Consider the following 26,432-nt stretch of genomic DNA (forward strand, 5'->3'; position numbering starts at 1 on the left):
CAATCAAAAAAGGGCGGTTCCTTTGATTTCAGCCACTCGCTGGAATCAAAGGAACCGCCCTTTTACGTTCACGATAACGTTTATTGCCGGACGGGTTTCTTCGCCAACTTGCGCTGCAGTGTCCGCCGATGCATGTTCAACGCGCGCGCCGTGGCTGAAATATTGCCGCTGTTCTCGGCCAGCACGCGCTGGATATGCTCCCACTCCAGCCGCGCGACTGACAGCAGCGCCGGGTGCTCGATCGCCTCTTCGGCCGTCTGCTCGCTGGCCTCTTCCTGCAACGCGGACAGGATTGTCTCGACGTTCGCCGGCTTGGCTAGATAGTTATCAGCGCCGTCTTTCACGGCCTGAACCGCGGTCGCGATGCTCGCATAACCCGTCAGCACGAGAATCCGTGCATCGGGTTGAAGATCGCGCAAGGGCGCGACGAGCGTCAATCCGGAATCGTTGCCGAGGTGCAGATCAACGGTGATCTGGCCGAACTTCTGCGTGTTCGCCAATCTCAATGCCGATGCGGCGTCATGTGCCTGATGCGGCGTATAGCCGCGGCGCGTCAGACCGCGCGCGAGAATGCCCGCAAAAACCTCGTCGTCGTCGATGACCAAAAAATTTGTATCGCTCATGCTCTTTTCTCCGTAGTGACGGAAGCGGCGACGCCGCCGCGGCCCGTCCTTGCTGCTTTTTCCCGCGATTCGGGGGCGCTTGTGTCGGCGAGACGCAGGATGGCGTGCGTACCGTGCGGACTGGCTGGCGTGAGCTCGATCGACCCGCCAAGCCGCGTTGCCGCTGAGAATGCCAGATACAAGCCGACGCCGTGGCCGCCTTGCGTACTGTCGACGGGCATCGCGCCAAGCGAACCCCGCAATGCCGCCGGAATGCCGGGGCCCTGATCGCGGACATCGAATTGAATCACGGGCTCGCCAAGGTGCCGGCTCGCCGATGTCATCAGCGTCACCGAATCGCTACTGGCCCGCGCCGCATTATCCAGCAGAATGGTCAGTATTTGCCCTACCGCGACGGGATCGCTCAGAAACAGCCCCGCGCTCTTCTGCTCCGCTGCTTCATCTTTCGATCCACCTTTCGCTTCAATCAATTCGAAACGCACATGCGGATGGCGCAACCGCCACTGTTCAACAAACCCATGCAGCCAGTCATCCAGCGGTTGCCGCGGCGCGGGCCCAGTCGCGCGACTGCGCAGGCGCGCGAGCGCGGACGTGCACAACGTCATTTGCTGCTCGAGGAGTTCGATATCGGCGGAATAGGGGGCGAGATGCGGGTCGTGACGGGCGGAATCGCGCAACTCCTCGCTGAGCATCGCGATGGTCGACAGCGGCGTGCCGATTTCGTGTGCGACCGTTGCCGCCTGGACACCCAGCGCCACGGCGCGCTCGTCTCGCAGAAGCCGCTCCTGGGCATCAGCCAGCGCAAAATCCCGCGCGCGCAGCGCCCGCGACATCCGCGCGACGAACCAGCCGATCAGCCCCACGCTGACCATGAAATTCACCCACAGCCCAATGCGGAAATATTCGAACAGATTCAGCGGATCTTCCATGTTCAGCGGCACGTAGCTGACCGTCAGCAACGAATAACAGAGGACCGCGAACAACGCGAGCCAGCTCATCAGACGCCACGGCAACACGGCCGCGGCAATCGCCAGCGACGGCAGGTAGAGCGTGACAAACGGATTCGTGGCGCCGCCGCTCAGGAACAGCAGCGCAGATAGCGCGCCGAGATCGACCCAGAGCTGCCCGAACAGTTCGAGATTCGTTTCAGGCTGTGCACGCGCCACGCGTACCCATGTCAGCGCGTTGAACAATATCTCTAGCGCGACGATGGTCAACATGGCCGCCAGCGGGAGATGCGCACCGTAAAACGCCTGTACGACGGCGATAGTCACCAATTGACCGATGATCGCAAGGCTGCGAAGCCAAAACAGGTGACCGAGATTGACGCGGCCTGTGTTCGTTATTCGATGCATCTCGGTGAATTTCACCTCAAATTTCAGATTAGTCTAATGGTTGGACAAAGGGGATTGCCGCACCATCCAAGGTTGTCTCGTACAGGGCGGCCAGGCCGCATACACAAAATGACTAACAGCTCATCCTCCCGCCCCAACCAGCTTGTCAGCGAAGCGCCGCAGACCGGCGCCATTCAAGACACTATTATCCCGCGTGCGCTGAACGCGTTCATTGACAACGCTCGCAGTGCGAACGCGCAAGGCAACCAAATCGAGCGCGCTGTGTGGCTGCAGGCCGCCATGATGTTGCAATCCGGCCAGCCGGAGATTGGCCTCGACCTGATCGATGCAATGCTGAAACAGAACCGCATTGGCGACGGCATTCAGTGCGCAGCTCAACTCGTCGATCGTCATCCGCAACACGCGCTCGCGCTCTGGCATCTCGGCTATGCGCTCCAACTCGCCAGCCGTCACGCCGACGCAATTCCTTTCTACGAACGCGCCCACGCGATCAATCCGGCCGTCCCCACACTGCGAAACAACCTGGCGGTCGCCTACGAAGTCACGGGCAGCGAAGCTAAAGCGCTGACCATGCTGGAAGAGGCTGTCGCGGCGAATGCCGACGATATCGAAGCGTGGACGAACCTGTCGCGCATCTATCCGCGCCGCCGGGAACTCGAACAGGCGTTGGCAGCCGGTAAGCGCGCGGTTGAGAGCAATCCGTCGAATGCGCTCGCGTTGTCGAACTACAGTCTCGCGTTGAAAGAAGCGCAGCGCTGGCCCGAGGCCACTGAAGCCGCAGAAGCGGCGGTCAAGATCGCGCCCGGCATGCGGCGTCTTCCGTTCAATCTCTCCATTCTCGATCTCGTACAGGGCAATTACGCGCGCGGTTGGGCCAATTTCGAGTCGCGCTGGGACGGTTCAAACGAACTGCGCAACTCGCATCCCAACTTCGAGGCGCCGCGATGGAATGGCGAAGCACTGCGCGGAAAGACTTTATTGCTGTGGGGCGAGCAGGGTTTCGGCGACGCGCTGCAGTTCTCGCGTTTCATCCCGATGCTCGCGAAAAAGGTTCACGCGCAAGGCGGCACCCTAGTGTGGGTTGCGTTCAAAGCAGTGCATCCTTTGATGGCGCGCATGGCGCCGAAAGGCGTCGAATGCCTGCCGCACGACGGACCCTTGCCCGCGTTTGACTTCCATTTCCCGCTGCTGAGCCTGCCGCTGCATTTCGGCATCGACGCGGACACCATTCCGGCAAAGCGCGCGTATCTTTCCGCCGATGCCGACCTCGCCGCCGACTGGCGCGCCGAGTTCGCCGCCGACAAACGTCTTCGCGTCGGTCTTGTATGGAGCGGCAGCGAAGGCCATCAGCGCAACATGTTCCGCAGTGTGGGCATCGAGCGATATGCGAAGGCGTTCAGCGGAATCGAGAACGTCGCGTTCTTCTCGCTGCAGAAGGATGCGTCGGGCGCGGTATCCACGGCTCGGGACGGTGGTTTTGAGATTGCGGATCGGACCGGCAAGTTCGAAACGTTCGACGACACGGCAGCGTTCATCGATTCACTCGATCTCGTGATTACCGTTTGCACGAGCGTGGCGCATTTAGCGGCGGCGCTCGGCAAGCCGACCTGGATTCTCCTCGACACCAATCCGCACTGGGTCTGGCAACTGGAGCGCACGGACAGCCCGTGGTATCCGACGGCGACGTTGTATCGGCAGAAGGAATTCTCGACGTGGGAGCCGGTGATGGACGATGTCGCGCGTGATTTGGCCGCGCTCGCGGCCACGCATACGGGTGCGGCGCCGCGTAAGCGGATGGCGAAGAAAGCGGCTGCGTAAGCACCTAGAGAGTTTCAAGTCAGAAAAAGCGGCGTTCTGCCGCTTTTTTTACGTGCTCGATTTCTTCAACTAGACCATTCCGCCCGCACGAAAACCACATGCGCCCAGATTCCAGCCACTCAGCGACGAACGCGCCATTCACATGTTTGTGCTACGTTGCGTTGCTTCACGCAAGCAATCCGGGCAAAGACACGTCAGGCCCGGATTCAAACGCTTGGCCGGCAAAGCGGGAAGCGCTGCGCACCAGCATTGCGCATCGCCGGTTTGCTGAGCGCAGCTGAAAAACGCGCCGCACAGAGCACAGCGTTGAAGAGCGGGGTCGGTGGAACGCATGATGGACCAAGCCTTTTGAAAACGCAGCACCCAGTCACGAGCCGCATTGCGCGCGGTCCGGCCGTTGCCGAAGCGCCACGTTTTCGACCCGCCCGTGCATGCCCGATCGCATTATTATTTCACGCGCCAACCCCATACTGGTGCGACCAGAGCCTAACTTTCACCCGTCACCGGAATGCTATCGGAAACGCATGATGCAGCGCGTCAGTCCTGTACAATTCCGCCTGTTTAAACTGCTCCTCGCCTTATCGCCGCCATGTCCGAGCTTCCCGACCTTACGCAGATCGCGCCGACCCTGAAAGCCGAAATCCTGGCCGAGGCGTTGCCCTATATTCGCCAGTATCACGGCAAGACGATCGTGATCAAATACGGCGGCAATGCCATGACCGAGGAGCGCCTGAAACAGGGCTTCGCGCGCGACGTGATCCTGCTGAAGCTGGTCGGCATCAATCCGGTGATCGTGCACGGCGGCGGTCCGCAGATCGACCAGGCGCTCAAGAAGATCGGCAAGCAGGGCACGTTTATCCAGGGCATGCGCGTCACCGACGAAGAGACCATGGAAGTGGTCGAATGGGTGCTCGGCGGCGAAGTGCAACAGGACATCGTCACGTTGATCAATCATTTTGGCGGCCATGCGGTCGGCCTCACCGGCAAGGACGGCGGCCTGATCCACGCACGCAAGTTAATGATGCCGGATCGCGACAACCCGGGCGAATTCATCGATATCGGTCAGGTGGGTGAAGTTGAAGCCATCAATCCGGCTGTCGTGAAGGCGCTGCAAGATGACGCGTTCATTCCGGTCATCTCGCCGATTGGCTTCGGTGAAGACGGTTTGTCGTACAACATCAACGCCGATCTGGTCGCGGGCAAACTGGCCGTGGTGCTGAACGCCGAGAAGCTCGTGATGATGACGAACATCCCCGGCGTGATGGACAAGGAAGGCAATCTGCTGACCGATCTGTCGGCGCGCGAAATCGACGCACTGTTTGCCGATGGCACCATTTCCGGCGGCATGCTGCCGAAGATTTCATCGGCGCTCGACGCGGCGAAGAGCGGTGTGCGCTCGGTGCATATCATCGATGGGCGAATCGAGCATTCGGTGCTGCTCGAGATCCTGACCGAGCAGCCGTTCGGAACCATGATTCGCTCACATTGAACATGGCTCAATGAACGTGGAACCTGCCGGCGCTCGAGTTGAGCTTTTGCGTTCTTCCCGACGCCGGACGAACACGCACAAACGCCCCGTCTGGCTGTTCGATCTGGACAACACGCTGCATCACGCGTCGCATGAGATTTTTCCCGCGATCAATCGCGGGATGACGCAGTACATCATCGACCGGCTGGGCGTGGATATTGATGAAGCCAATCGGCTGCGCACCGGTTATACGCAGCGATACGGCGCTACCTTGCTCGGCCTTGTGCGCCATCATCCCGTCGATGCCACCGACTTCCTGCACGTCGTCCATACCTTCGCCGATCTCGGATCGATGGTTCGTGCCGAACGCGGCCTCGCGCGAATGATCCGCGGGCTTCCCGGGCGGAAGATCATCTTGACCAACGCGCCTTCGGTGTATGCCCACGCCGTGCTGAACGAACTGGGTATCGCCAAGCTGTTTGAGCGCGTGATTGCTATCGAAGATATGCAGGATCGAGGCGGTTATTGGCGCGCGAAGCCCGATGCTGGAATGCTTCGGCGCGCGATGCGCCTCGCTCATGTGCCGCTTTCCGACGCGGTTCTTGTCGAAGATACGCGTGGGCATTTGAAAAGCTATAAACGCCTGGGGATTCGCACGGTCTGGATCACGGGGCATTTGCCGTCGGTTCTGAATGCCAGTGGAGCGAAGTCGGTTCGATCGCCGACCAGCGGCCGGCCGCATTACGTCGACCTGAAGATCCGGTCTTTGAAGGGCTTGCGCGGTCTGCGTTAGACCCGGCGTATTCCGAGTCGGCTTAAACCGCGAAAGTAGTACGGACTTCAAACTTCATCGCTTGACCTTGCTGCGCTGAGCACACCGGAGAGCACCCGTAGCGCCCTTTCCCGTTTTTCCGATATACTTCATCGCTATCTTGATTTGTTTCAACGCGCCGATTTGCTGACTCGATTGCGGGCGCGCGAACCCTGACCCGGTTCACTATAAATGCGGCTAAAGAGGTTGTCAGCCGCGCCCTTATCTCTTCCAGCGCATCGCCGACGCCGTTTAGCCGCCCTGTTTTCTTTAGGCGGAATGAATGGAATCAATCGGCATCGTCACTCCCCAAACACTGCATTTCACCGAACCGCTGCGCATGCAAAATGGCAGCTTGCTCGGTGACTATGATCTCGTCGTCGAAACCTACGGCACGCTCAACGCCGCCCGCTCGAACGCCGTGCTCGTCTGCCATGCGCTAAACGCCTCGCATCATGTGGCGGGTGTGTATGCCGATGACCCCAAGAATGTCGGCTGGTGGGACAACATGGTGGGTCCGGGCAAGCCGTTGGATACGAACAAGTTCTTCGTGATCGGCGTCAATAACCTGGGCTCGTGTTTCGGTTCGACCGGGCCCATGAGCGTGAACGCCGTCACCGGCAAACCTTACGGCGCGAGTTTCCCCGTTGTCACCGTTGAAGACTGGGTCCACGCGCAGGCTCGCGTAGCGGATTTATACGGTATCGAGCGCTTCGCCGCGGTCATGGGCGGCAGCCTCGGCGGCATGCAGGCGTTGGCCTGGAGCATGATGTATCCGGATCGCGTGGCGCACTGCATCGTGGTGGCATCGACGCCGAAACTCTCCGCGCAGAACATTGCGTTCAACGAAGTCGCGCGCTCCGCCATCCTCTCCGATCCCGATTTCCACGGCGGCGATTACTACGCGCACGGCATCAAGCCACGTCGCGGATTGCGAGTCGCGCGCATGATCGGCCACATTACGTATCTGTCGGACGATGACATGGCCGCCAAGTTCGGCCGCGCGTTGCGTCGTGCCGAAGGCGCTTTGGATGCGTACAACTTCAACTTCGACGTCGAGTTCGAAGTGGAATCGTACTTGCGTTATCAAGGCGATAAATTCGCCGAATACTTCGATGCCAATACGTATCTGCTCATCACTCGCGCGCTGGATTATTTCGATCCCGCCAAGGCATTCGATGGCGACCTGACCAAGTCGCTCGCCCACACCACGGCGAAATATTTGATCGCCAGCTTCTCAACGGATTGGCGTTTTGCGCCGGCCCGTTCACGCGAACTGGTGAAAGCGCTGCTCGATCACAAACGCACGGTGAGCTACGCCGAAATCGATGCCCCGCACGGCCACGACGCCTTCCTGCTCGACGACGCGCGTTATCACAACCTGATGCGCGCCTATTACGAACGCATTGCCGCCGAGGTGGGCGCATGAACCAAATCACGCTGGACTCTCTCTCTTTGCGCTCGGACTTTCGGGCAATTGCGCGCTGGGTTGAACCGAGCTCATCGGTGCTCGATCTGGGCTGCGGCGATGGGTCGCTGCTTTCGCTCCTCGCGGAAGAACTCGACGTCACGGGCTACGGTATCGAAATCAACGACGCTGGCGTCCTCGCGTGCGCCCAGAAAGGCGTGAACGTCATTCAGCAGAACTTGGAAGACGGGCTGCGCCTCTTCGAAGACGACAGTTTCGACTTCGCGATCCTGTCGCAGACACTCCAAACGATCCATCAAACCGCCGCGATCCTGCGTGAAACGGTGCGGGTCGGCCGCGAGTGCATTGTGTCGTTTCCTAACTTCGGCTACTGGCGGCATCGGCTGACCGTTTTGCAGGGACGCATGCCTGTGTCGAAAACGCTGCCGTATCAATGGCATAACACGCCGAACGTGCGGGTTCTCACCATTCAGGATTTCGAGGCGCTGGCGCCGGAAGTGGGTATCGAAATACTCGATCGTGCGGTGCTGCACGGTGGTCAGTCCATCCGTTGGGGGGCGAACTGGCGTGGTAGCCTTGCGGTCTATCGCGTAAAGCGAAGCTGAACTGAGCTTGCCGGTTCGTCGCTCGCGCACCGCTTACTGCTTCGAATCGACCCTATGTCCAACTCGCCACACGAGGCGCCCGCTCTTTCCGCTCACGAAGACCACCCCGGCTGGCGCGCGTTTCTCAACAAACGCATGTTGATTTGCGTGTTTATCGGCTTCACGTCGGGGCTGCCGCTCTTCACGCTCGTCTATCTGGTCCAGGCGTGGTTGCGCACCGAAGGCGTGAACCTGAAAGAGATCGGCCTGTTCGCGCTGATCCAGTTTCCTTACACCTGGAAGTTTATCTGGGCGCCGCTGATGGACCGCTACGTGCCACGGCTGCCCGGCTGGCATCCCGGACGGCGGCGCGGCTGGATGCTCGTCACGCAGTTGCTCGTGGCCGTCGCGATTGGTGCGCTTGGATTTACATCGCCGAAAGATCAAATCTGGACCGTCGCCGCGCTGACCGCGCTTGTCGCGTTTTTCGGGGCGAGCCAGGATATTGCGATCGATGCCTACCGCCGCGAACTCCTCGCCGATACCGAGCAGGGACTCGGCAACGCCGTCTTCGTGAACGCGTACAAGATTGCGGCGCTCGTGCCCGGCTCACTCGGGCTGATTCTTTCCGATTTTTTCCCATGGTCCGCAGTCTTCCTTGTCACGGCGGCGTTCATGCTGCCGGGCATGGTGTTGACGCTCGTGGTCAAGGAACCAGAGGTATATGGCACGCCGCCCAAGAATCTCCGCGATGCCATCGTTCAGCCGTTCCGCGAATTCATCGCCCGGGATGGCTGGCGCACGGCGCTGCTGATTCTTGGCTTCATCTTCCTGTACAAGCTCGGCGACACGATGGCGACCACGCTCTCCACGTCGTTTTTCCTCGATATCGGCTTCAACAAGACGCAGATCGGCGTGATCGCGAAGACAGTGGCGCTTTGGGCAAGCCTGGCGGGTGGGATCATAGGTGGCGTGTGCCTGGTGAAGATCGGCATCTCGCGCGGGCTCTGGATCTTTGGCGTGCTGCAGATCGTTTCCACGCTCGGCTTTGCGTGGCTTGCGAAAATCGGCCCGTCGCCCGTGGCGCTGGCCGCGCTCTATGGCTTCGAAACCTTCGCCACTGGCCTCACCCTGGCCGCATTCGTGGCTTATATCGCGAGCACGACCGATCCGCGATATACCGCCACGCAATTCGCGCTCTTTACGAGCCTTGCATCGGTGCCGCGGACGCTGGCGTCGGCATCGAGTGGCTTTGTGGTCGCGCAAACCGGCTGGTTCGAGTACTTCATGATCTGCGCTGCGCTGTCTATTCCGGGCATGTTACTGTTGCCGAAAATCGCGCCCTGGAGACCTGTCCGATGAAGGTGCACGCCCTGATCCGCGTCGCCGCTTGCGCTGTGTGGCTACATGCTGGCTTGAGCTTTGCGGCGTCCGCAGCGTCCGGGACTTCTGATGCAGCGCCGGCTGCTGCGCCCAACGCCCAATCGCCGTATTCCACGGCCAGCGACCAGATCAGGTTCGGCAATGCAGCGTTGTTCCGCAACCTGATTCCATCGGCGACATTGGAGCAGCAGTCCGCCGACGAATACGCTCAAATCCTCGGCGAAGCCCGGCGCACGAAGCATCTTCTCGGCGATGACAATCCGCTCGTGAAGCGTGCACGCGAAATTGCCAATCGCGAGATTCCGTTTGCACTGAAGTGGAATGACCGCTCGAAGAACTGGAAGTGGGAAGTGAATGTGGTGCGTTCGGACGAGATCCGCATGTATTGCCTGCCGGGCGGCAAGATTGTGATTTATAGCGGGCTGATCGACCGGTTGCGTCTTAACGATAACGAACTCGGCATGATGATCGGCCATGAGATTGCGCATGCGTTGCGCGAACATGCGCGCGATCGGCTAGGGCGTCAGCAAGCGGCGCAATTGAGTACGGGAACGATCCCGCCGTTATTCGGTTTCGCCGATATCAGCTCGACCCCGCTTGGTATTGGCGAGCAGTTGCTGGCCATGCGATACACACCCGCCGATGAAACCGAAGCCGATGTAATCGGTAGCGAGATAGCGTCGCGCGCCGGTTACGATCCGCGCGCCGCCATCACGTTATGGAAGAAGATTGATACGCGGACGCGGCGCACGCCGAACGGATTTATCTGGATGCATCCGTATGACGCTGCACGCGTACACGATCTGATGAAGCGCTTGCCCGACATGATGCCGCTCTACGCAAAAGCGATCGGAAAAACGGTGGACCAATTACCCAATTACGCGGGAATGGGCCGGTTTAAAAAGCCGAAGCTTTAAAGACTTTTAAACCTTCCACTCATAGTCAATGATCAGCGGCGCGTGGTCGCTGAACTTGATATCGCGGAAAACGGAAGTCGCCGTCGCCGTGTCCGCAACACCCTTCGTCGCGATCTGGTAATCAATCCGCCACCCTACGTTCTTCGCGTAAGCCTGGCCGCGATTGCTCCACCACGTATATTGCTCAGGCCGCTGGTCGATCGTTCTGAATACATCCACATACGCTTTTTCATCGAAGAGTTGCGTGAGCCACGCACGCTCTTCCGGCAGGCAACCCGAGTTCTTCTGGTTGCTCTTCCAGTTCTTGATGTCAATTTCCTTGTGCACGATATTCACGTCGCCACACAAGATCACCTGGCGTTTTTTGGCCAGTTTCTCAAGATGCGGCATGAACTCGGCCATGAAACGGTATTTGGCCTGCTGCCGTTCTTCACCGCTGGACCCCGAAGGCACATACACCGAGATCACCGATAAATCACCAAAGCGCGCCTCCACATAACGCCCTTCCGGATCGAATTCCTCGCTCCCAAACCCGATGATTACTTCATCCGGTTCGTGCTTCGTATAAAGCCCGGCACCGGAATAACCCTTTTTCACTGCGTGCTGGAAGTAACCCTGGAAGCCGTGCGGCGCGAGAAATTCCGGCGTGAGATCGTCTTGCGAACACTTGATCTCCTGCACGCAGACAACGTCAGCATCCTGCTCGCCAAACCAATCGAAGAAACCCTTCTTGGCGGCCGACCGAATGCCGTTCAAATTAGCGGTGATGACACGAAACATGAAGCATCCTTGTATGTTGGTGAACTACTCGACCTTGATCCCTTTCAGCGACTCTTTCGCCGGCGGATATTCGAGCTTCAAACCTTGCAGCGTGCGCACCATCAACTCAGCAATCATGACGTTGCGGTGCGTCTTCGAATCGGCGGGAATCACGTACCAAGGCGCAATGTCCGTCGATGTCGCGCCAAGGGCGTCTTCATAGGCCTTGCAATAGTCGTCCCAGAGTTTGCGGGCATCGAGATCCGATGGATCAAACTTCCAGTGCTTCTCCGGATTGTCGATACGCGCCTGCAAACGCGACTTCTGCTCGTCCTTCGATATATGCAAAAAGCACTTCACGATGGTCGTGCCGTTTTCGGCAAGCATCGCTTCGAAGTCGCGAATTTGCCGGTATCGGCGCTCCCATCCTTCCTGATCGATCTGTTTCAGCACGCGCGGCACCAGCACGTCTTCATACTGGCTGCGATTAAAAATGGCGAACTCGCCCGACGCCGGCACTTGCGAATGAACGCGCCAGAGAAAATCGTGCGCGGCTTCGGTTTCGGATGGCGCCTTGAACGGCACGACGCGCAAACCGAGCGGATCGACTTCGTGAAAGACACCGCGAACCGTGCCGTCCTTACCGCTCGTATCCATGCCCTGAAGGATCAGCAGAATGCGATGCGAGCGCTGTGCATGCAGTTTTTCCTGCAAGCCATCGAGTGCGGTACTCAGCTCGCTTAACCGCTCGCGATCCGCATCTTTCGCACCGGACGAAAACGGCTTCGACGCGGTATCAATGGAAGCCAGATCAAACGGCTTGATCTTCTTGCCGTCGAAATACGGCACGCGATAATCGTCCAGCTCAGGTTTTTTAGCCACGCGCGCGGTTCTCGGTTGATCCCGGTTGATAAAAGAAAGGGTTGCTGCCAGACAAGACCCGGCAGCAACCCGCGAAATTGTCCAGCCGTCAGCTCAAGAGGATAGTTTCTTCTTCAAAAGCTCGTTGACCTGCTGCGGATTCGCCTTGCCCTTGGTCGCTTTCATCGCCTGACCGATCAACGCGTTGAACGCCTTCTCCTTGCCCGAACGGTACTCATCGACGGACTTCTGATTCGCGGCCATCACCTCGTCGATGATGGCTTCCAACGCGCCCGTATCAGAGATCTGCTTCAACCCCTTCGCTTCGATAATCCGGTCGGCGGCGCTGTCGTCGGTGGCTTTCTCTTCCCAGATCGCCTGGAAAATATCCTTGGCGATCTTGTTGGAAATCGTGCCGTCTGCCACGCGCTGAATCACGAGTCCGAGCTGCGCGGGAGAAACCGGCGAGTTCGCAATATCGAGCGAATCGCGGTTCAGTTGCGACGATACTTCGCCCATCAGCCAGTTCGCCACGAGCTTCGCATGCGTCGGCTCAAGAACGCCAACGACACTTTCAAAATACGCCGACATTCCCTTCGACGACGTCAATCCCGCCGCGTCATACGGCGTCAAACCATATTGCTCGACAAAACGCGTTTGCATGGCTTCGGGCAATTCGGGCAATTCGCTTCGAACCCGTGCAATCCACGCTTCATCGATGACTAAAGGCATCAGGTCGGGATCGGGGAAATAGCGGTAATCGTGCGCATCTTCCTTGCTTCGCATGGAACGCGTTTCGCGCTTGTCGGGATCGTAGAGACGCGTTTCCTGCACGACCGTCCCGCCGTCTTCGATCAACTCGATCTGCCGGCGCACTTCGTACTGAATGGCTTCTTCAAGGAAACGGAACGAGTTCAGGTTCTTGATCTCGGCGCGCGTGCCGAATTCGGCTTGTCCGACCGGGCGCACGGAGACGTTCGCGTCGCAACGGAACGAACCTTCCTGCATGTTGCCGTCGCAGATACCGAGCCATTGCACGAGACTGTGCAGGCTTTTCGCGTAGGCCACCGCTTCGGCGGCGCTGCGCATTTCAGGTTCCGTCACAATCTCGAGCAGCGGCGTGCCGGCTCGATTCAAATCGATACCCGTCATGCCCGCGAAGTCTTCATGCAGCGACTTGCCTGCATCTTCTTCCAGATGGGCGCGCGTCAGGTTGACGGTCTTTTCGTAACCAGCCGTACCGGTTTTCTCATTCGCCGGAACCTGGATCGTGACGCTGCCGCCCTGCACGACCGGAATCTCGAACTGGCTGATCTGATAACCCTTCGGCAGATCGGGATAGAAATAATTCTTGCGCGCAAAAATGCTGCGCGGCGCAATGGTCGCGCCGACGGCGAGGCCAAGGCGAATTGCGCGCTCCACAGCGCCGCGGTTCATCACGGGCAACGAGCCCGGCAACGCCAGATCGACGGGACAAGCTTGCGTGTTCGGCTCAGCGCCGAACTGCGTGGACGCGCCCGAAAAAATCTTGGAGACGGTGGATAACTGCGCGTGCGTCTCAAGACCTATCACTACTTCCCATTGCTTACCCATACTCATACTCCTGCCGGTGATTGCACGTGCCAGTCTGTCGCGCGTTGAAACGCGTCGGCGACCTGGAGCAACCGGGCTTCGTTGAAATAGTTGCCAATGATCTGCAAGCCAACCGGCCGCGTGGAATGCGCGCTGCCCGCAGCACCAAAGCCGCACGGCACGCTCATGCCGGGCAAGCCGGCGAGGCTGATCGACAACGTGTAGATATCGGCGAGATACATCTGGACGGGGTCATCGGCTTTTTCGCCAAGATTCCATGCCACCGATGGCGCGACCGGTCCCATGATCACATCGCAGTGATTGAATGCTTCCTGGAAATCCTGCGCGATGATGCGGCGGATTTTCTGCGCCTGCAGGTAATACGCGTCGTAATAACCGTGCGATAACACGTACGCGCCCACCAGTATCCGGCGCTTCACTTCCGGCCCGAAACCTTCGGCACGCGACTTCTTGTACATATCGAGAAGGTCGGTGTACTCAGCCGCGCGATGCCCGTAGCGCACGCCATCGAAGCGCGACAGGTTCGACGACGCTTCAGCCGGCGCGATGATGTAGTACACGGGAATCGACAATTCGGTCTTCGGCAGCGAGACTTCAACGAGCGTTGCGCCGAGCGCTTCATATTGCTTCAAGGCAGTGTCGATCGCGCTGCGCACTTCGGCGCTCAAGCCATCGCCGAAGAACTCTTTCGGCAAGCCGATGCGCAAGCCGGCGAGTGGTTTGGCCGCGTCCGTGCCGGACCATTGCTGGCCGAGATAGCGCGTGTAATCTTCATCCTCGCGCTGGAGGCTGGTCGAGTCGCGCGGATCGAACGAGGCAATGGCGTTGAGCAACAGCGCGCAATCCGAGGCGCTGCGGGCCATCGGTCCGCCCTGATCGAGCGACGACGCGAACGCGATCATGCCGTAACGCGAAACGCGCCCGTACGTTGGCTTGATTCCCGTAATGCCGGTGAACGACGCGGGCTGGCGAATCGAGCCGCCTGTGTCCGTGCCGGTGGCAGCGGGCGCGAGGCGTGCGGCGACCGCGGCAGCCGAGCCGCCCGACGATCCACCCGGCACGGCTTTCAGATCCCAAGGGTTCTTGACCGGGCCGAAATACGAATTCTCGTTGGACGAACCCATCGCGAATTCGTCCATATTGGTCTTGCCGAGCGTGACCACGCCTGCGTTCTTGAGGCGCTCGACCACGGTGGCATCGAACGGGCTCGCGTAGTTGGCGAGCATTTTCGAACCGGCCGTGGAGGTCCAGCCGCGCGTGACGAACACGTCTTTATGCGCGATCGGCAGGCCGGTCAGCACGCCTGCTTCGCCCTTGGCGATCAGCGCATCGGCTGCTTTCGCCTGGTCGAGCGTGAGTTCATGGTCAACGCTGATGAACGCGTTGAGATCCTTCGCTGCGTCGATGCGCTGCAAAAAGAGCTGCGCGAGTTCAACGGCGGAAAGGGTCTTTGCGTCGAGAGCCGCGCGCAGTTCGGTCAAGCTTTTTTGATGCATTGCGTTCTTCCTGATGGGCGCCGGATACCGGGTAGCGGGTACCGCGCGCCTTTTTGTTTTCGTGCTCTTCGTGCATATATTGCTTGGCCTCAGAAGTACCGTCCCGAAAGCGCTGGCTCAAAGCACGACACTTATTCGATCACCTTGGGCACGAGATACAGCCCGTCGCGCACGGCAGGCGCAGGTCGTTGGAACTCTTCGCGGTTTACATGCTCTGTAACCACATCGTTTCGCAAACGCAGCTCGGCTTTCTCGATCTGTTCGATCGGGTGAGCAAGCGGCTCGATACCCGTGGTATCCACCGCCTGCATTTGCTCGACGAGACCGAAGAAGTCGTTCAGTCGCGCAAGCGTGGGTTCGGCCTCGTGCTCGGGTAATTCGAGCCGCGCGAGGTGCGCAATGCGTTTTACATCGGTCAGGGTCAGAGACATTCGATCACCGGGTTTTTTCGACTTACACACTGAGAAACAGTGCAACAAACAGCGCGACTGCAATTCGAGATAAAGGAGCCCTAAAAAGCAGGCTTGACGGTGGCAAAATGTACCGTCCTTTTCCTTCGAACACCCCAAAATTATAAGGTATCATTACGCGTTCGACCCAAATCCGGATCGACTTACCAGCAGCCTCTTCTTAGTTTCAGATTTTTAAGAAAAGTGCACGCCTGGTTCGCTTGCATCCTCCGGTAGATTTCTCCGCAGTCTTGCAATTTGCGTGGCCAAAAATGGGTCCCGCTGCAGGCTGTCATTTTTTTCCGCTGCCGTCCTTTGGCGCTCGAAGCGAGGCACGGCTCCCAGCGAGACAGGATTTTGAATGTTCGGTTTTTTGCGCAGCTACTTTTCAAACGATCTGGCGATTGATCTCGGCACCGCCAACACGCTGATCTACATGCGGGGCAAGGGCATCGTCCTTGACGAGCCATCGGTGGTTTCCATTCGCCAGGAAGGCGGTCCCAATGGTAAGAAAACCATTCAGGCTGTCGGCCGCGAAGCGAAGCAGATGCTCGGCAAGGTGCCGGGCAACATTGAAGCCATCCGGCCTATGAAGGACGGCGTTATCGCCGACTTCACCGTCACGGAACAGATGATCAAGCAGTTCATCAAGACTGCGCACGAATCGCGTATGTTCTCGCCTTCGCCGCGCATCATCATCTGCGTGCCGTGCGGTTCGACCCAGGTCGAGCGCCGCGCGATCAAGGAAGCAGCACACGGCGCGGGTGCGTCGCAGGTGTATCTGATCGAAGAACCCATGGCTGCGGCCATCGGCGCCGGCTTGCCGGTGTCCGAGGCAACGGGCTCCATGGTCGTCGACATCGGCGGCGGCACGACCGAAGTGGGCGTGATTTCGCTCGGCGGTATCGTGTACAAGGGTTCTGTGCGCGTTGGCGGTGACAAGTTCGACGAAGCTATCGTCAATTACATCCGTCGCAATTACGGCATGTTGATCGGCGAGCAGACGGCTGAAGCCATCAAGAAGGAAATCGGTTCGGCTTTCCCAGGCTCCGAAGTCAAGGAGATGGAAGTTAAGGGCCGTAATCTTTCGGAAGGCATTCCGCGCAGCTTCACCATTTCGAGCAATGAAATTCTCGAAGCACTGACCGATCCGCTGAACCAGATCGTTTCGTCGGTGAAAATCGCGCTGGAGCAAACGCCGCCGGAGTTGGGCGCCGACATTGCCGAGCGCGGCATGATGCTGACCGGCGGTGGCGCTTTGCTGCGCGATCTCGACCGGTTGCTGGCTGAAGAGACCGGCTTGCCGGTGCTCGTTGCTGAAGATCCGCTGACCTGCGTCGTACGCGGTTCGGGCATGGCGCTCGAACGCATGGACAAGCTCGGCAGCATCTTCTCTTACGAGTAAGCCTTGACGCCTTTCACTAAGGCGCCAACAGCACGCACTCGCTCAAGGCAACAGCGGCGACGTGCGCGAAGTATGCGACTTGCGCAACGGTTCACGTGGCCCGGCTTAGTCCGGACCACGGCGAACAGCGCTGGGCAGGGCCGCGTCCCCACGCGAACCCGTTGCATCGAACCAACCGATCACGCCCTCGGCGCCGACCATGGAATACAGTCCGCCGCCACTCTTTAAGCAAGGTCCATCCGCTCTAGCGCGATTGATCTTCTTCGTGGTGCTTGCCCTCGCCCTGCTAATCTCCGACGCACGCTTCAACACGCTCGAGATCGTGCGCGGCGTGCTGGGAGCGGGTTTGTATCCGCTGCAGCGCGCGGCGCTCGTACCGCGCGATATTTTCATGGGTGCAGCCGATCTGGCCGTCACCAGCGCAACCCTGCGCACTGAGAACACCAAGCTGAAAGAAAAGAACCTCGAGTTGTCGGTGAAAGCAGGCGATGCGGCCCAGCTCACCGCCGAGAACACGCATCTTCGCTCGCTGCTCGAACTCGGCTCGCGCGCCAGCACGCAAACCACGCCTGTCGAAGTCCAGTACGACACCCGCGATCCTTTCACGCAGAAAGTCGTGATCGGCAAGGGTTCGCAGCAAGGCATCCAGGACGGCGCGCCGGTGGTCAACGAAGACGGCGTTATCGGGCAGGTTACGCGTGTGTTCCCGCTGCAATCGGAAGTCACGCTGCTCTCCGACAAAGACCAGGCCGTGCCCGTCCAGATCGTGCGGACCGGATTGCGCAGCGTGATCTACGGCACGCCGAAGGGCGATACGCTCGATCTGCGGTTCGTCCCTATCAGCGCCGACGTGCAGACTGGCGATGAACTCGTGACCAGCGGTCTGGATGGCATTTATCCGCCGGGATTGCCGGTGGCGAAAGTCGTTCGCGTCGACAAACAAGCGGATACCGCGTTCGCCCGCGTAGTCTGCCTGCCGATCGCGCCGGTACGTGGTGCGCGGCAATTGCTCGTGCTGCATTACGAGGTTAACCAGCCGCCGAATCCTGAAGAAGTCGAGGCAGCGGCCGCAGCCAAGGAAGCGAAGGACAACAAGGGTAAGAAGAAGGCAGCGCCAGCGAAAAGCGCCAGCGCGGCTGCCCCTGCGGCTGCGGCAAGTGCGCCGGCTGCGAAAAAGCCCGAACCACCGGCAGCAGCGCCAGTGAAGAAAACCGAACCCGCCGCCGCGAAGAAAGCTGAAAAATCCGAGCACGCGAAGAAAGCTGAAGCTGCCCGCAAGGCCGCGCCCGGAGTAGCACCATGAACCGTCCGCAATACATCCTGCAGCCGGTCAATCCGTACTTCATCACGTTTAGTCTGGCTGCCGCGTTCCTGCTGAACCTGATGCCGTGGGGCCGGACGTTCGGCATCCCCGATTTCGTCGCGGTCGTGCTGCTGTTCTGGAATGTGCACCAGCCGCGTCGCGTGGGCATGGGTATCGCGTTCATGCTCGGCATGCTCATGGACGTCCACAATGCCAGTCTGCTCGGTGAGCACGCGCTTGCGTATACGCTGTTGTCGTATGGCGCCATCACGATCCACAGGCGCGTATTGTGGATGTCACTGCCCGTGCAAACGTTCGTGGTGGCGCCTTTGCTGATCGGCGCGCAAATCGTGCCGTTCGTGATTCGCCTGCTGACGGGCGCGGCGTTTCCCGGCTGGGGTTATCTGATTGACGGCTTCGTGGAGGCTATTTTGTGGCCGATCGCCAGTTTCCTGCTGCTGATTCCACAGCGCCGCGCCACCGATCCTGACGACACGCGGCCAATCTGAGTTGACTAATGAGTTAGCCCAGCGAGTTAACTAAGCGCCTGCTGCAACCGCTGCACGCCGTAAACGCCACACACGCGGCCCCCCGCGAACATTGCATGACCGAATTTCAGAACGCCGAACAACAGTTGTCGAAGTTTCGCCTGCGTGTGGCTGCCGCCGGCCTGTTCGTGTTCGTCTGTTTCGGGCTGATCGGCGTGCGCTTCCTGTATCTGCAGGTCTGGCATTTCAGCAAATACTCGCTGCAAGCCGACGAAAACCGCATTTCGGTGGCGCCCATCGTGCCGAACCGCGGCATCATCACCGACCGAAACGGCGTGGTGCTGGCGAAGAATTATTCGGCTTACACGCTGGAAATTACGCCATCGAAGATCAACACCACGCTCGACGATGAAATCGACCGCATCGGGACCGTGATTCCTGTCGATCAGCGCGATCGGCGGCGTTTCAAAAAGCTGCTCGAAGACTCGAAGAATTTCGAGAGCCTGCCAATCCGCACCCGCCTGACCGACGAAGAAGTCGCGCGTTTCACCGCTGAGAAATACCGATTCCCGGGCGTGGAAGTGCGCGCGCGGCTGTTCCGTCAATACCCGCTTGGACCGACTGCCGCGCATGTGATCGGCTATATCGGGCGGATTTCGCAGCGCGATCAGGAACGTATCGACGAAGCGAGCGACCAGAACGACGCCGACACGGATCACTACGACCCGCGTATTGACGCGAACAACTACAAGGGCACGGACTACATCGGCAAGATTGGTGTGGAGCAGAGCTACGAAACCGAGTTGCACGGCCTGACCGGCTTCGAGGAAGTGGAAGTCACGGCGGGTGGCCGGCCCGTGCGCACGCTGTCGCGCACACAAGCCACGCCGGGGAACAACCTGGTGTTGTCGCTGGATATCGGCTTACAGCAAGTCGCCGAGCAGGCCTTCGCGGGCAAGCGCGGCGCGCTGGTCGCGATCGAACCGGCAACAGGCGACGTGCTCGCGTTCGTCTCGGCCCCTAGTTTTGACCCGAATTCGTTCGTCGATGGCATCGACCAGCAGACCTGGGATTCGCTCAACAATTCGCCCGATCACCCGCTGCTGAACCGTCCGCTGCACGGCACCTATCCGCCCGGCTCCACCTATAAACCGTTCATGGCGCTGGCCGCGCTGACGCTGCATAAACGCACGACCAGTTGGGGATTCCAGGACCCGGGTTCGTACACGTTCGGCGGTCACACCTTCCGCAACGACGTGCGCGCGGGCCAGGGCTGGGTCGACATGAACCGCGCGATCGTGGTGTCCAACGACACCTATTTCTACATGCTGGCGCACGATCTCGGCGTGAACGCGATGGCCGGCTTCATGAAGCCGTGGGGATTCGGCCAGATCACGGGTATCGACATCAACGGCGAAGCGCGCGGCATTCTTCCGTCGACGGATTGGAAAAAGAAGGCGTATCGGAAGCCCGAACAGCAGCGCTGGTATGAAGGCGAGACGATCAGCCTGGGTATCGGACAGGGCTACAACTCGTTCACAATTCTGCAACTTGCGCACGCCACGGCGACGCTCGCGAACGACGGCGTGGTCATGAAGCCGCATCTGGTCAAGGAAGTCGAGAATCCGATTTCCAAAGCGGTGCGCGTTACCGTGCGCGATCCGAGCGACAAGATTGCGGTCAAGCAGGCGGACATCGACTTCATCAAGCGCGCGATGGAAGGCGTGGTGACCACCGGTACAGGCGCCAAGATCTTCCGCGGCGCACCGTATCAGGCAGCGGGTAAAACCGGGACGGCGCAGGTCTACTCGCTGCAAGGCTCGAATTATTCGCACAACGCCATAGCGGAACATTTGCGCGATCACGCGTTGTTTATCGCGTTCGCCCCGGCGGATCATCCGACTATCGCGGTTGCGTTGATCGTGGAAAACGGCGGCTGGGGTGCGGAATCTGCCGGCCCGATCGCGCGGAAAGTGCTCGATTATTATCTCGTCGACCGGCTGAAGCCGGGTGCGGAAGCGGCGGCCGTGGCAGCAGCGGCATCGGCGACGGAAGATGCGGGCGCACCCGTGATCGGCGGCGCGCAAAGCCCGTTGGACGCGGCGCTGCCGGCATCGGTGACGAGTGTGTCGCCCGCGTTCAAGCCACAAGTGGCGTCTGATTCGGCATCCGGTTCAGCGGCCGCCAGTGCGGGTGCCGCGGCGTCTGATTCGGCTGCGTCTGCGGCTACAAGCAGCGGAGCCGGGGCGGCATCGAGTGCGCCGGCGGCATCGGCCGTTCCTGTCGCGCCGAGCATGCTGCGCGCGCTGGAAGCGCCGCGCGTGCCGGTCGCGCCTATTGCCACGGAAGCGCGGGAAACAGTGCGCCCCGCAACGGGATCGAAAGCGCCGGGCGTGGTCAACGTAAAAGAAACAACGCGTACCGCCGAGGTCCGCAAGGCGCCGACCGCACCTACGCCGCCCTCACCACCGAAAGAGCCGGCGCCGACCGCCGCTATCCCGCGCAATACCGGCAAAAGCGCTATCCAGACGTTGACGCCGTCTGGCGGCATCGACGAGTAAAGGAGAATCGCTATGGAAGCGCTGCAATTCGACAAGCGCGTCTGGCTCGAACGCACGAAGCGCATGTTCGCGGGCTTCGATAAACCGCTCGCGCTGATTGTGTTCCTGCTGCTGTGCGTGGGCATCGTGACGCTGTACAGCGCGAGTCTCGATGTCCCCGGCCGCGTAGAAGACCAGTTGCGTAACATCATGCTGACGTTCGGGCTGATGTGGATTCTCGCCAACGTGCCACCGCCCACGCTAATGCGTTTCGCCGTGCCGCTTTACACCATTGGCATGGCGCTGCTGATCGCGGTCGCCACGTTCGGGCTGACGCGCAAAGGCGCGAAACGCTGGCTGAACGTGGGCGTGGTGATCCAGCCCTCGGAAATCATGAAGATCGCGATGCCGCTCATGCTCGCGTGGTATTTCCAGCGGCGTGAGGGCGGCATCCGGTGGTGGGATTACATCGTCGGCTTCATTATCCTGATCCTGCCGGTCGCGATCATCGCCAAGCAGCCCGATCTGGGCACCGCCGTGCTGGTGTTCGCGGCGGGCCTCTTCGTGATCTATTTCGCGGGCTTGAGTTTCAAGCTGATCGTGCCGGTGCTCGTGGCGGCTGTGCTGGTGGTCGCGAGTATCGGCATATTCCAGGAGCGCATTTGCCAGCCGGAAGTGAACTGGCCGCTGATGCACGATTACCAGAAGCATCGGATCTGTACGCTGCTCGATCCAACCTCCGATCCGCTCGGCAAAGGCTTTCACACCATTCAGGCCGTTATCGCGATTGGCTCGGGCGGGACCTTCGGAAAAGGCTGGCTAAAGGGTACGCAGTCGCATCTGGAGTTCATCCCTGAAAAACATACCGACTTCATTTTCGCGGTGTTTTCGGAGGAGTTCGGGCTCGCCGGCGGACTGGTGTTGCTATTCCTTTACATGGCGTTGATCGCGCGAGGGCTGTTTATCGCGGCGAACGGGGCGACGCTGTTTGGACGCCTGCTGGCCGGATCGCTGACCATGGCGTTCTTTACTTATGCGTTCGTGAATATCGGGATGGTGAGCGGGATCTTGCCGGTGGTCGGCGTGCCATTGCCGTTCATGAGTTACGGTGGCACCGCGCTGACGACGCTCGGCGTTGCGGTCGGACTCATCATGAGCGTGTCGCGACAGAAGCGGCTGATGAAAGGCTAGCGTTGTTCAAACAGACAAAGCAAAGCCCACGATGAATCGATCATCGTGGGCTTTTTATTTTATTGCGGTTGTTCGTGCGCGAGTTCCGCGCTGAGTTCCTGGAACTTCAGCTTCGCCGCAGGATCGCCCTGCGCCGCCGCCGCAGCGTAATACGCGCGCGCCACGTTGATGTTCTTCTTTACACCGTCGCCGCCTCGCTCGTAAAACGATCCAGCCACGTATTGCGCCGTCATGTCCCCGCCTTCGGCGGCCTTCTTGTACCAGACGAAGGCCTGCCCGTTGTCACGAGGCGTTCCGCGGCCATCGAGGAACTGGTTCGCCAGTGCAAGCTCCGCCAAGACGTGACCTTGATTCGCCGCTCGCAAGAACCAGCGATGCGCCTCGGCCGGATCACGGTCGACAAACTCGCCGTCATCGAACATCTTGCCGTACACGTACTGCGCTTGCGTCATGTTGGAATCGGCGGCTTTGCGCAACCACTTCTTGCCTTCCTCCACTTCTGCCGGGCCACCTTCACCGTTGACCAGCATCATCGCGTAATTGAATTCGGCAAGACGGCTACCCTTCTGCGCCGCATGCAAAAACTCCGAGCGCGCGGCGCCGAAATTGCCCGCGTTGTAATCGGCGACCGCGTTTTGCGTCGCCATGTCACTGCCCTTGACGGTCTGCGCACTCGCCGCGCTGCACGCCATCACCAACGCTACCGATACTGCGCCCAATATTCCGGGTTTCATGCCCTTGCCTCCTGCAACGCCTGTCGCGTCGCTTTTAACAACCAGCCCACATCGGCCGATAACGCGATGACCTTCACACCCGCTTCTGCATAGGAACGCGCACTCGCGACATCGAGCGCAAAAATGCCGCTCGCGATGCCTGCATGTTTTGCGCTATCGATAATTTTCGTGATTGCCGTCTGGACGTCGGGATGTTTGGTATCGCCGAGATGTCCGAGACTCGCGGCCAGATCAGCGGGCCCAATGAACAAGCAATCGACGCCGGGCGTAGCCGCTATGGCTTCCACATTCGCGAGCGCCTGCTCGGATTCGATCTGCACGATCGTCGATATCTGCGCGTTCGCCGAACTCACGTAATCGCGCCGGATGCCGTATGCCGCTGCGCGCACTGCGCCTGCTGCGCCACGCAGGCCATCGCGGGCATCGGCGGTCGGATACTGTGTGAGACGCACGACATGTGCTGCCTCTTCCGCCGTTTCGACGTTCGGGAACATCAGCGTGCGCGCGCCTGCATCGAGCACACGCTTAACCAGCCAGCCTACATGCGCCGGCACGCGGACGATCGGTTCGGTCGGCAAGTGCGCGGCGGCAATCGCACGAAGTTGCGCGACGACGTCATGGCTGTCGTTCGGCGAATGCTCCATGTCGATGCACAGCCAGTCGAAGCCTGCGTGCGCCAAGGCTTCGGCCACGTCCGCGCTGCCGAGCGACAGCCACAGGCCGTACAAGGTGCCGGATTCGGTGAAACGCTGTTTGAGGAGGTTGGTGTAGGTGCTCATCGCGTGGTCCTTGATAGATGACACGCTAGATCACACGCGGCGGGATGGTTGGCAGTCATGTCTCGCTCCAATTGGGCTATGTCGCTGGAATGCGCCGCAGCAAAACGTGCGGCTTGTCCAAAGATCATACCGTGACAAAAGAGCGCTGGCAGGAGCCCGCTTTCGAGAACGATGGAGCGTCAGACGCCTTCGACGTCTGCCCAGCAATTCGGTGTTTCGTACAGACGCACGCGCTTGAGCTTTAGATCGACGCCGTAGTGGTCGTCGTAGACGCCGGAGAGAATCCGGAACGCCTCGGCCGCGAGATTCTCAACGGTAGGAATGCGGTCGAGCACGATGGTCTTGTGGTCGGCCATCTTCTCGAGAAAACTGCGCACGACTTCATCGCGCGCATAGACGATAAACGCGTGGTCCCACTTGTTGACCAGATGCTCCATGGCCAGCGCCTTGACGTCGGCGAAGTCCATCACCATGCCGCGATCCGGCGCACCTTCCGTTTCGACGAGCTCGCCTTGCAGCGTGATTTCCAGCACATACCGATGACCGTGCAGGTTACGGCACTGGCTGCGGTGATCGGGGATGCGGTGGCCCGCATCGAATTCAAGTTTTCGGGTGATCGTCTGCACGTCTGCTCAGCTAGGGCTTGATTCGCGTTAGGGGATGTTCAAGTACTTGTGCGTCTGCATGGATAGGCGCCATTGCGGATGCCGCTTGCACCAGTCGATAGCGAGCTTCGTGTTGATGTCGCGCGACGGACCGTCCATGGGTTGCACGAGGAAATACTCGAAGTCGAGTTTGGCGTAATCGGCCAGCGGCTGATTGTCTTGCGGCACCACGACCTTCAACTCGTTGCCCTTCGTTACGACCAGCGGCGCGCCGGCTTTCGGGCTCACGCAGATCCAGTCGATAGTGTCCAGCACCGGCAGCGATCCGTTCGTTTCGATCGCCATTTCGAAGCCGGCTGCATGCAAGGCATCGACGAAAGGCGGGTCGATCTGCAGCATGGGCTCGCCGCCTGTGCACACCACGAACTTGTGCGCTTCGCCTTCCGGCCATTGCGACGCGATCATGGCAACGAGGTCGGCGGGCGTCTTGTATTTGCCGCCGTTCTCGCCGTCCGTGCCAACGAAATCCGTATCGCAAAACTGGCAGACGGCGTCCGCGCGATCTTCCTCGCGACCCGACCAGAGATTGCAGCCGGCGAAGCGGCAAAACACGGCCGGGCGCCCGGCGTTTGCGCCTTCGCCCTGCAACGTATAGAAAATTTCTTTTACTGCGTACGTCATGATCAGACCGGTTCAGTGGTGACTTGCTCACCCGACTTATAGGCTTCGTAGCCGCGCTTGCGCAGCTTGCAGGCCGGGCATTGGCCGCAACCAAAACCCCATTCATGCAGCTCGGAACGCTCGCCGACATAACACGTGTGCGTCTCGACGCGCACCAGTTCCACCAGTGCCTCGCCGCCTAGCTGTTCGGCCAGACGCCAGGTGTCGGCTTTATCGAGCCACATCAGCGGCGTCTCGAGCAGGAAGCGGCTGTCCATGCCGAGATTGAGGGCGACTTGCAGCGCCTTCATGGTGTCGTCGCGGCAATCGGGATAGCCCGAGAAATCCGTTTCGCACATGCCGCCGACGAGCACCTTCAATCCCCGCCGATACGCGATCGCAGCGGCGATCGTCATGAACATGAGATTGCGGCCGGGCACGAAGGTGTTGGGCAAGCCGCTCGCGCTGGCTTCGATTTCGATCTCGCGCGTCATGGCGGTGTCGCTGATGGCGCCGAGCACGGACAGGTCGATCATGTGGTCTTCGCCGAGCCGTTCGGCCCACTGCGGAAACTGCTGCTTGAGCGATGCACGAAAGCCCTCCCGGCATTCGAGTTCCACGCGATGGCGCTGGCCATAGTCGAAGCCGAGCGTCTCGACGGTCTTAAAACGATCGAGCGCCCAAGCGAGGCATGTGGCCGAATCCTGGCCACCGGAAAACAGCACCAGTGCGCTGTCTTTAGCGTCTGTCCGAGTCACCGTGAAACTCCGATGGAGAGGATGGGGTGCGCGATTTGGCTAATGTTCAGAAGGGGCCGCTGCGCGCGGTTTTATCCTGCCCTATCTTAGCCAAGTCTTTGAAGAACCAAGGATTTTATCATGAAGGCGGACGTTCGCTCTTGGTTGGAGCTCGGCCTGCCGGGGATGGGCTACCGGTCTGCTTACAAGCAGCGGCTGGCACTCACACCACCTGCCAAAACCGCCCCGGCCAAATACGTACGAAAATCAATGAAAAATGCCCGGAAACCTTGCGGTTTCCGGGCATTTTTTTGCAACTGTGGTGGCCTGGGACGGAATCGAACCATCGACACGCGGATTTTCAATCCGCTGCTCTACCAACTGAGCTACCGGGCCACGAAGAACGAAAGTATATCAAAGGGGATTATGTCGCTCAAGTGCTTT

General features: G+C 59.8%; 25 protein-coding genes and 1 tRNA gene. 12 read left to right on the forward strand and 14 right to left on the reverse strand.

The window, feature by feature from the left end; translation table 11 throughout:
- Positions 1–80 precede the first annotated feature (80 nt).
- Entirely contained in the window at positions 81–623 is a 543-nt protein-coding gene (locus GSQ93_RS02080) for a response regulator transcription factor (protein WP_158934029.1), read from the reverse strand.
- The gene (locus GSQ93_RS02085) at positions 620–1,978 is read right to left on the reverse strand and encodes an ATP-binding protein (RefSeq protein WP_158934157.1); all 1,359 of its coding nucleotides are present in this window, start codon (positions 1,976–1,978) and stop codon (positions 620–622) included. Before GSQ93_RS02085 ends, GSQ93_RS02080 begins: the two co-directional genes overlap by 4 nt.
- Positions 1,979–2,086: 108 nt before the next feature.
- Between GSQ93_RS02085 and GSQ93_RS02090 the strand changes: the two genes are divergently transcribed.
- The gene (locus tag GSQ93_RS02090; protein WP_158934030.1) at positions 2,087–3,796 is read left to right on the forward strand and encodes a tetratricopeptide repeat protein; all 1,710 of its coding nucleotides are present in this window, start codon (positions 2,087–2,089) and stop codon (positions 3,794–3,796) included.
- Positions 3,797–3,934: 138 nt separating this feature from the next.
- Here the strand turns inward: GSQ93_RS02090 and GSQ93_RS02095 are convergent, their stop codons facing one another.
- Positions 3,935–4,129: a cysteine-rich CWC family protein gene (locus tag GSQ93_RS02095; protein WP_158934031.1), complete on the reverse strand. Its 195-nt coding sequence runs from the start codon at positions 4,127–4,129 to the stop codon at positions 3,935–3,937.
- A 256-nt stretch (positions 4,130–4,385) separates the two neighbouring features.
- On the opposite strand from GSQ93_RS02095, the gene argB reads away from it, so the two are divergent.
- The 6 genes from argB (at position 4,386) to GSQ93_RS02125 (ending at position 10,388) form a co-directional block, all read left to right on the forward strand.
- Entirely contained in the window at positions 4,386–5,285 is a 900-nt protein-coding gene (gene argB / locus GSQ93_RS02100; RefSeq protein WP_031356983.1) for an acetylglutamate kinase, read from the forward strand.
- Between the two features lie 46 nt (positions 5,286–5,331).
- On the forward strand, positions 5,332–6,057 hold the full coding sequence (locus GSQ93_RS02105; RefSeq protein ID WP_254073714.1) for a pyrimidine 5'-nucleotidase: 726 nt from the start codon (positions 5,332–5,334) through the stop codon (positions 6,055–6,057).
- 301 nt (positions 6,058–6,358) lie between these two features.
- On the forward strand, positions 6,359–7,504 hold the full coding sequence (locus tag GSQ93_RS02110) for a homoserine O-acetyltransferase (protein WP_158934033.1): 1,146 nt from the start codon (positions 6,359–6,361) through the stop codon (positions 7,502–7,504).
- Positions 7,501–8,109, forward strand: a complete 609-nt coding sequence (gene metW, locus GSQ93_RS02115; RefSeq protein WP_158934034.1) for a methionine biosynthesis protein MetW — start codon at positions 7,501–7,503, stop codon at positions 8,107–8,109. Before GSQ93_RS02110 ends, metW begins: the two co-directional genes overlap by 4 nt.
- 54 nt (positions 8,110–8,163) lie before the next feature.
- A complete protein-coding gene (locus tag GSQ93_RS02120) occupies positions 8,164–9,450 on the forward strand; it encodes an AmpG family muropeptide MFS transporter (RefSeq protein WP_158934035.1) in 1,287 nt (428 codons plus the stop codon).
- Complete coding sequence (locus tag GSQ93_RS02125) at positions 9,447–10,388, forward strand: M48 family metallopeptidase (RefSeq protein WP_158934036.1); 942 nt, start codon at positions 9,447–9,449, stop codon at positions 10,386–10,388. Before GSQ93_RS02120 ends, GSQ93_RS02125 begins: the two co-directional genes overlap by 4 nt.
- Positions 10,389–10,394: 6 nt before the next feature.
- Here GSQ93_RS02125 and GSQ93_RS02130 read toward each other — a convergent pair whose 3' ends face one another.
- The 5 genes from GSQ93_RS02130 to gatC all read right to left on the reverse strand — a co-directional run bounded on the left by GSQ93_RS02130 (position 10,395) and on the right by gatC (position 15,528).
- Positions 10,395–11,168, reverse strand: coding sequence for an exodeoxyribonuclease III (locus tag GSQ93_RS02130; RefSeq protein ID WP_158934037.1), 774 nt, complete (start codon positions 11,166–11,168; stop codon positions 10,395–10,397).
- Between the two features lie 24 nt (positions 11,169–11,192).
- Positions 11,193–12,029, reverse strand: coding sequence for a polyphosphate kinase 2 family protein (locus GSQ93_RS02135; protein ID WP_158934038.1), 837 nt, complete (start codon positions 12,027–12,029; stop codon positions 11,193–11,195).
- Between the two features lie 93 nt (positions 12,030–12,122).
- Complete coding sequence (gene gatB / locus GSQ93_RS02140) at positions 12,123–13,601, reverse strand: Asp-tRNA(Asn)/Glu-tRNA(Gln) amidotransferase subunit GatB (protein ID WP_158934039.1); 1,479 nt, start codon at positions 13,599–13,601, stop codon at positions 12,123–12,125.
- A gap of 2 nt (positions 13,602–13,603) precedes the next feature.
- A complete protein-coding gene (gene gatA / locus GSQ93_RS02145) occupies positions 13,604–15,097 on the reverse strand; it encodes an Asp-tRNA(Asn)/Glu-tRNA(Gln) amidotransferase subunit GatA (RefSeq protein WP_158934040.1) in 1,494 nt (497 codons plus the stop codon).
- A 131-nt stretch (positions 15,098–15,228) separates the two neighbouring features.
- Positions 15,229–15,528 carry an Asp-tRNA(Asn)/Glu-tRNA(Gln) amidotransferase subunit GatC gene (gene gatC, locus GSQ93_RS02150; RefSeq protein ID WP_089166607.1) on the reverse strand — a complete coding sequence of 100 codons (300 nt, stop codon included), beginning with the start codon at positions 15,526–15,528 and terminating at the stop codon, positions 15,229–15,231.
- Between the two features lie 379 nt (positions 15,529–15,907).
- On the opposite strand from gatC, the gene GSQ93_RS02155 reads away from it, so the two are divergent.
- From GSQ93_RS02155 to rodA, 5 genes are all read left to right on the forward strand, one after another.
- Positions 15,908–16,951: a rod shape-determining protein gene (locus GSQ93_RS02155; protein WP_017772379.1), complete on the forward strand. Its 1,044-nt coding sequence runs from the start codon at positions 15,908–15,910 to the stop codon at positions 16,949–16,951.
- A gap of 199 nt (positions 16,952–17,150) precedes the next feature.
- Complete coding sequence (mreC, locus tag GSQ93_RS02160; RefSeq protein ID WP_158934041.1) at positions 17,151–18,254, forward strand: rod shape-determining protein MreC; 1,104 nt, start codon at positions 17,151–17,153, stop codon at positions 18,252–18,254.
- Positions 18,251–18,763: a rod shape-determining protein MreD gene (gene mreD / locus GSQ93_RS02165; RefSeq protein ID WP_158934042.1), complete on the forward strand. Its 513-nt coding sequence runs from the start codon at positions 18,251–18,253 to the stop codon at positions 18,761–18,763. Before mreC ends, mreD begins: the two co-directional genes overlap by 4 nt.
- Before the next feature lie 95 nt (positions 18,764–18,858).
- Positions 18,859–21,303, forward strand: coding sequence for a penicillin-binding protein 2 (mrdA, locus tag GSQ93_RS02170; RefSeq protein ID WP_158934043.1), 2,445 nt, complete (start codon positions 18,859–18,861; stop codon positions 21,301–21,303).
- 21 nt (positions 21,304–21,324) lie between these two features.
- Positions 21,325–22,473 (forward strand): rod shape-determining protein RodA, encoded by a 1,149-nt coding sequence (gene rodA, locus GSQ93_RS02175; RefSeq protein ID WP_158934158.1) that lies wholly within the window; start codon positions 21,325–21,327, stop codon positions 22,471–22,473.
- Between the two features lie 59 nt (positions 22,474–22,532).
- Here rodA and GSQ93_RS02180 read toward each other — a convergent pair whose 3' ends face one another.
- From GSQ93_RS02180 to GSQ93_RS02205, 6 genes are all read right to left on the reverse strand, one after another.
- On the reverse strand, positions 22,533–23,207 hold the full coding sequence (locus tag GSQ93_RS02180) for a tetratricopeptide repeat protein (protein WP_158934044.1): 675 nt from the start codon (positions 23,205–23,207) through the stop codon (positions 22,533–22,535).
- The gene (locus GSQ93_RS02185) at positions 23,204–23,986 is read right to left on the reverse strand and encodes an HpcH/HpaI aldolase/citrate lyase family protein (protein WP_158934045.1); all 783 of its coding nucleotides are present in this window, start codon (positions 23,984–23,986) and stop codon (positions 23,204–23,206) included. Before GSQ93_RS02185 ends, GSQ93_RS02180 begins: the two co-directional genes overlap by 4 nt.
- Positions 23,987–24,165: 179 nt before the next feature.
- Complete coding sequence (queD, locus tag GSQ93_RS02190; RefSeq protein WP_174254569.1) at positions 24,166–24,612, reverse strand: 6-carboxytetrahydropterin synthase QueD; 447 nt, start codon at positions 24,610–24,612, stop codon at positions 24,166–24,168.
- 27 nt (positions 24,613–24,639) lie between these two features.
- A complete protein-coding gene (queE, locus tag GSQ93_RS02195; RefSeq protein ID WP_158934046.1) occupies positions 24,640–25,272 on the reverse strand; it encodes a 7-carboxy-7-deazaguanine synthase in 633 nt (210 codons plus the stop codon).
- 2 nt (positions 25,273–25,274) lie between these two features.
- Positions 25,275–26,009 carry a 7-cyano-7-deazaguanine synthase QueC gene (gene queC / locus GSQ93_RS02200; protein WP_158934047.1) on the reverse strand — a complete coding sequence of 245 codons (735 nt, stop codon included), beginning with the start codon at positions 26,007–26,009 and terminating at the stop codon, positions 25,275–25,277.
- Between the two features lie 299 nt (positions 26,010–26,308).
- Positions 26,309–26,384: transfer RNA gene (locus GSQ93_RS02205), tRNA-Phe, on the reverse strand.
- Between the last annotated feature and the right edge of the window lie 48 nt (positions 26,385–26,432).

It is taken from the genome of Burkholderia sp. S171, assembly GCF_009766085.1.
Classification (GTDB): Bacteria; Pseudomonadota; Gammaproteobacteria; order Burkholderiales; family Burkholderiaceae; genus Caballeronia.

Excerpts from the sequence above, each read along its gene's own strand:
- gatB (WP_158934039.1), bottom strand. The coding sequence starts at position 13,601 with ATGGGTAAGCAATGGGAAGTAGTGATAGGTCTTGAGACGCACGCGCAG.
- GSQ93_RS02185 (WP_158934045.1), bottom strand. The coding sequence starts at position 23,986 with ATGAGCACCTACACCAACCTCCTCAAACAGCGTTTCACCGAATCCGGC.
- mrdA (WP_158934043.1), top strand. The coding sequence starts at position 18,859 with ATGACCGAATTTCAGAACGCCGAACAACAGTTGTCGAAGTTTCGCCTG.
- GSQ93_RS02155 (WP_017772379.1), top strand. The coding sequence starts at position 15,908 with ATGTTCGGTTTTTTGCGCAGCTACTTTTCAAACGATCTGGCGATTGAT.
- GSQ93_RS02110 (WP_158934033.1), top strand. The coding sequence starts at position 6,359 with ATGGAATCAATCGGCATCGTCACTCCCCAAACACTGCATTTCACCGAA.
- GSQ93_RS02080 (WP_158934029.1), bottom strand. The coding sequence starts at position 623 with ATGAGCGATACAAATTTTTTGGTCATCGACGACGACGAGGTTTTTGCG.
- GSQ93_RS02095 (WP_158934031.1), bottom strand. The coding sequence starts at position 4,129 with ATGCGTTCCACCGACCCCGCTCTTCAACGCTGTGCTCTGTGCGGCGCG.
- gatC (WP_089166607.1), bottom strand. The coding sequence starts at position 15,528 with ATGTCTCTGACCCTGACCGATGTAAAACGCATTGCGCACCTCGCGCGG.
- gatA (WP_158934040.1), bottom strand. The coding sequence starts at position 15,097 with ATGCATCAAAAAAGCTTGACCGAACTGCGCGCGGCTCTCGACGCAAAG.
- metW (WP_158934034.1), top strand. The coding sequence starts at position 7,501 with ATGAACCAAATCACGCTGGACTCTCTCTCTTTGCGCTCGGACTTTCGG.
- GSQ93_RS02090 (WP_158934030.1), top strand. The coding sequence starts at position 2,087 with ATGACTAACAGCTCATCCTCCCGCCCCAACCAGCTTGTCAGCGAAGCG.
- GSQ93_RS02180 (WP_158934044.1), bottom strand. The coding sequence starts at position 23,207 with ATGAAACCCGGAATATTGGGCGCAGTATCGGTAGCGTTGGTGATGGCG.
- mreD (WP_158934042.1), top strand. The coding sequence starts at position 18,251 with ATGAACCGTCCGCAATACATCCTGCAGCCGGTCAATCCGTACTTCATC.
- argB (WP_031356983.1), top strand. The coding sequence starts at position 4,386 with ATGTCCGAGCTTCCCGACCTTACGCAGATCGCGCCGACCCTGAAAGCC.
- GSQ93_RS02130 (WP_158934037.1), bottom strand. The coding sequence starts at position 11,168 with ATGTTTCGTGTCATCACCGCTAATTTGAACGGCATTCGGTCGGCCGCC.
- mreC (WP_158934041.1), top strand. The coding sequence starts at position 17,151 with ATGGAATACAGTCCGCCGCCACTCTTTAAGCAAGGTCCATCCGCTCTA.
- GSQ93_RS02085 (WP_158934157.1), bottom strand. The coding sequence starts at position 1,978 with ATGCATCGAATAACGAACACAGGCCGCGTCAATCTCGGTCACCTGTTT.
- GSQ93_RS02125 (WP_158934036.1), top strand. The coding sequence starts at position 9,447 with ATGAAGGTGCACGCCCTGATCCGCGTCGCCGCTTGCGCTGTGTGGCTA.
- queE (WP_158934046.1), bottom strand. The coding sequence starts at position 25,272 with ATGACGTACGCAGTAAAAGAAATTTTCTATACGTTGCAGGGCGAAGGC.
- GSQ93_RS02120 (WP_158934035.1), top strand. The coding sequence starts at position 8,164 with ATGTCCAACTCGCCACACGAGGCGCCCGCTCTTTCCGCTCACGAAGAC.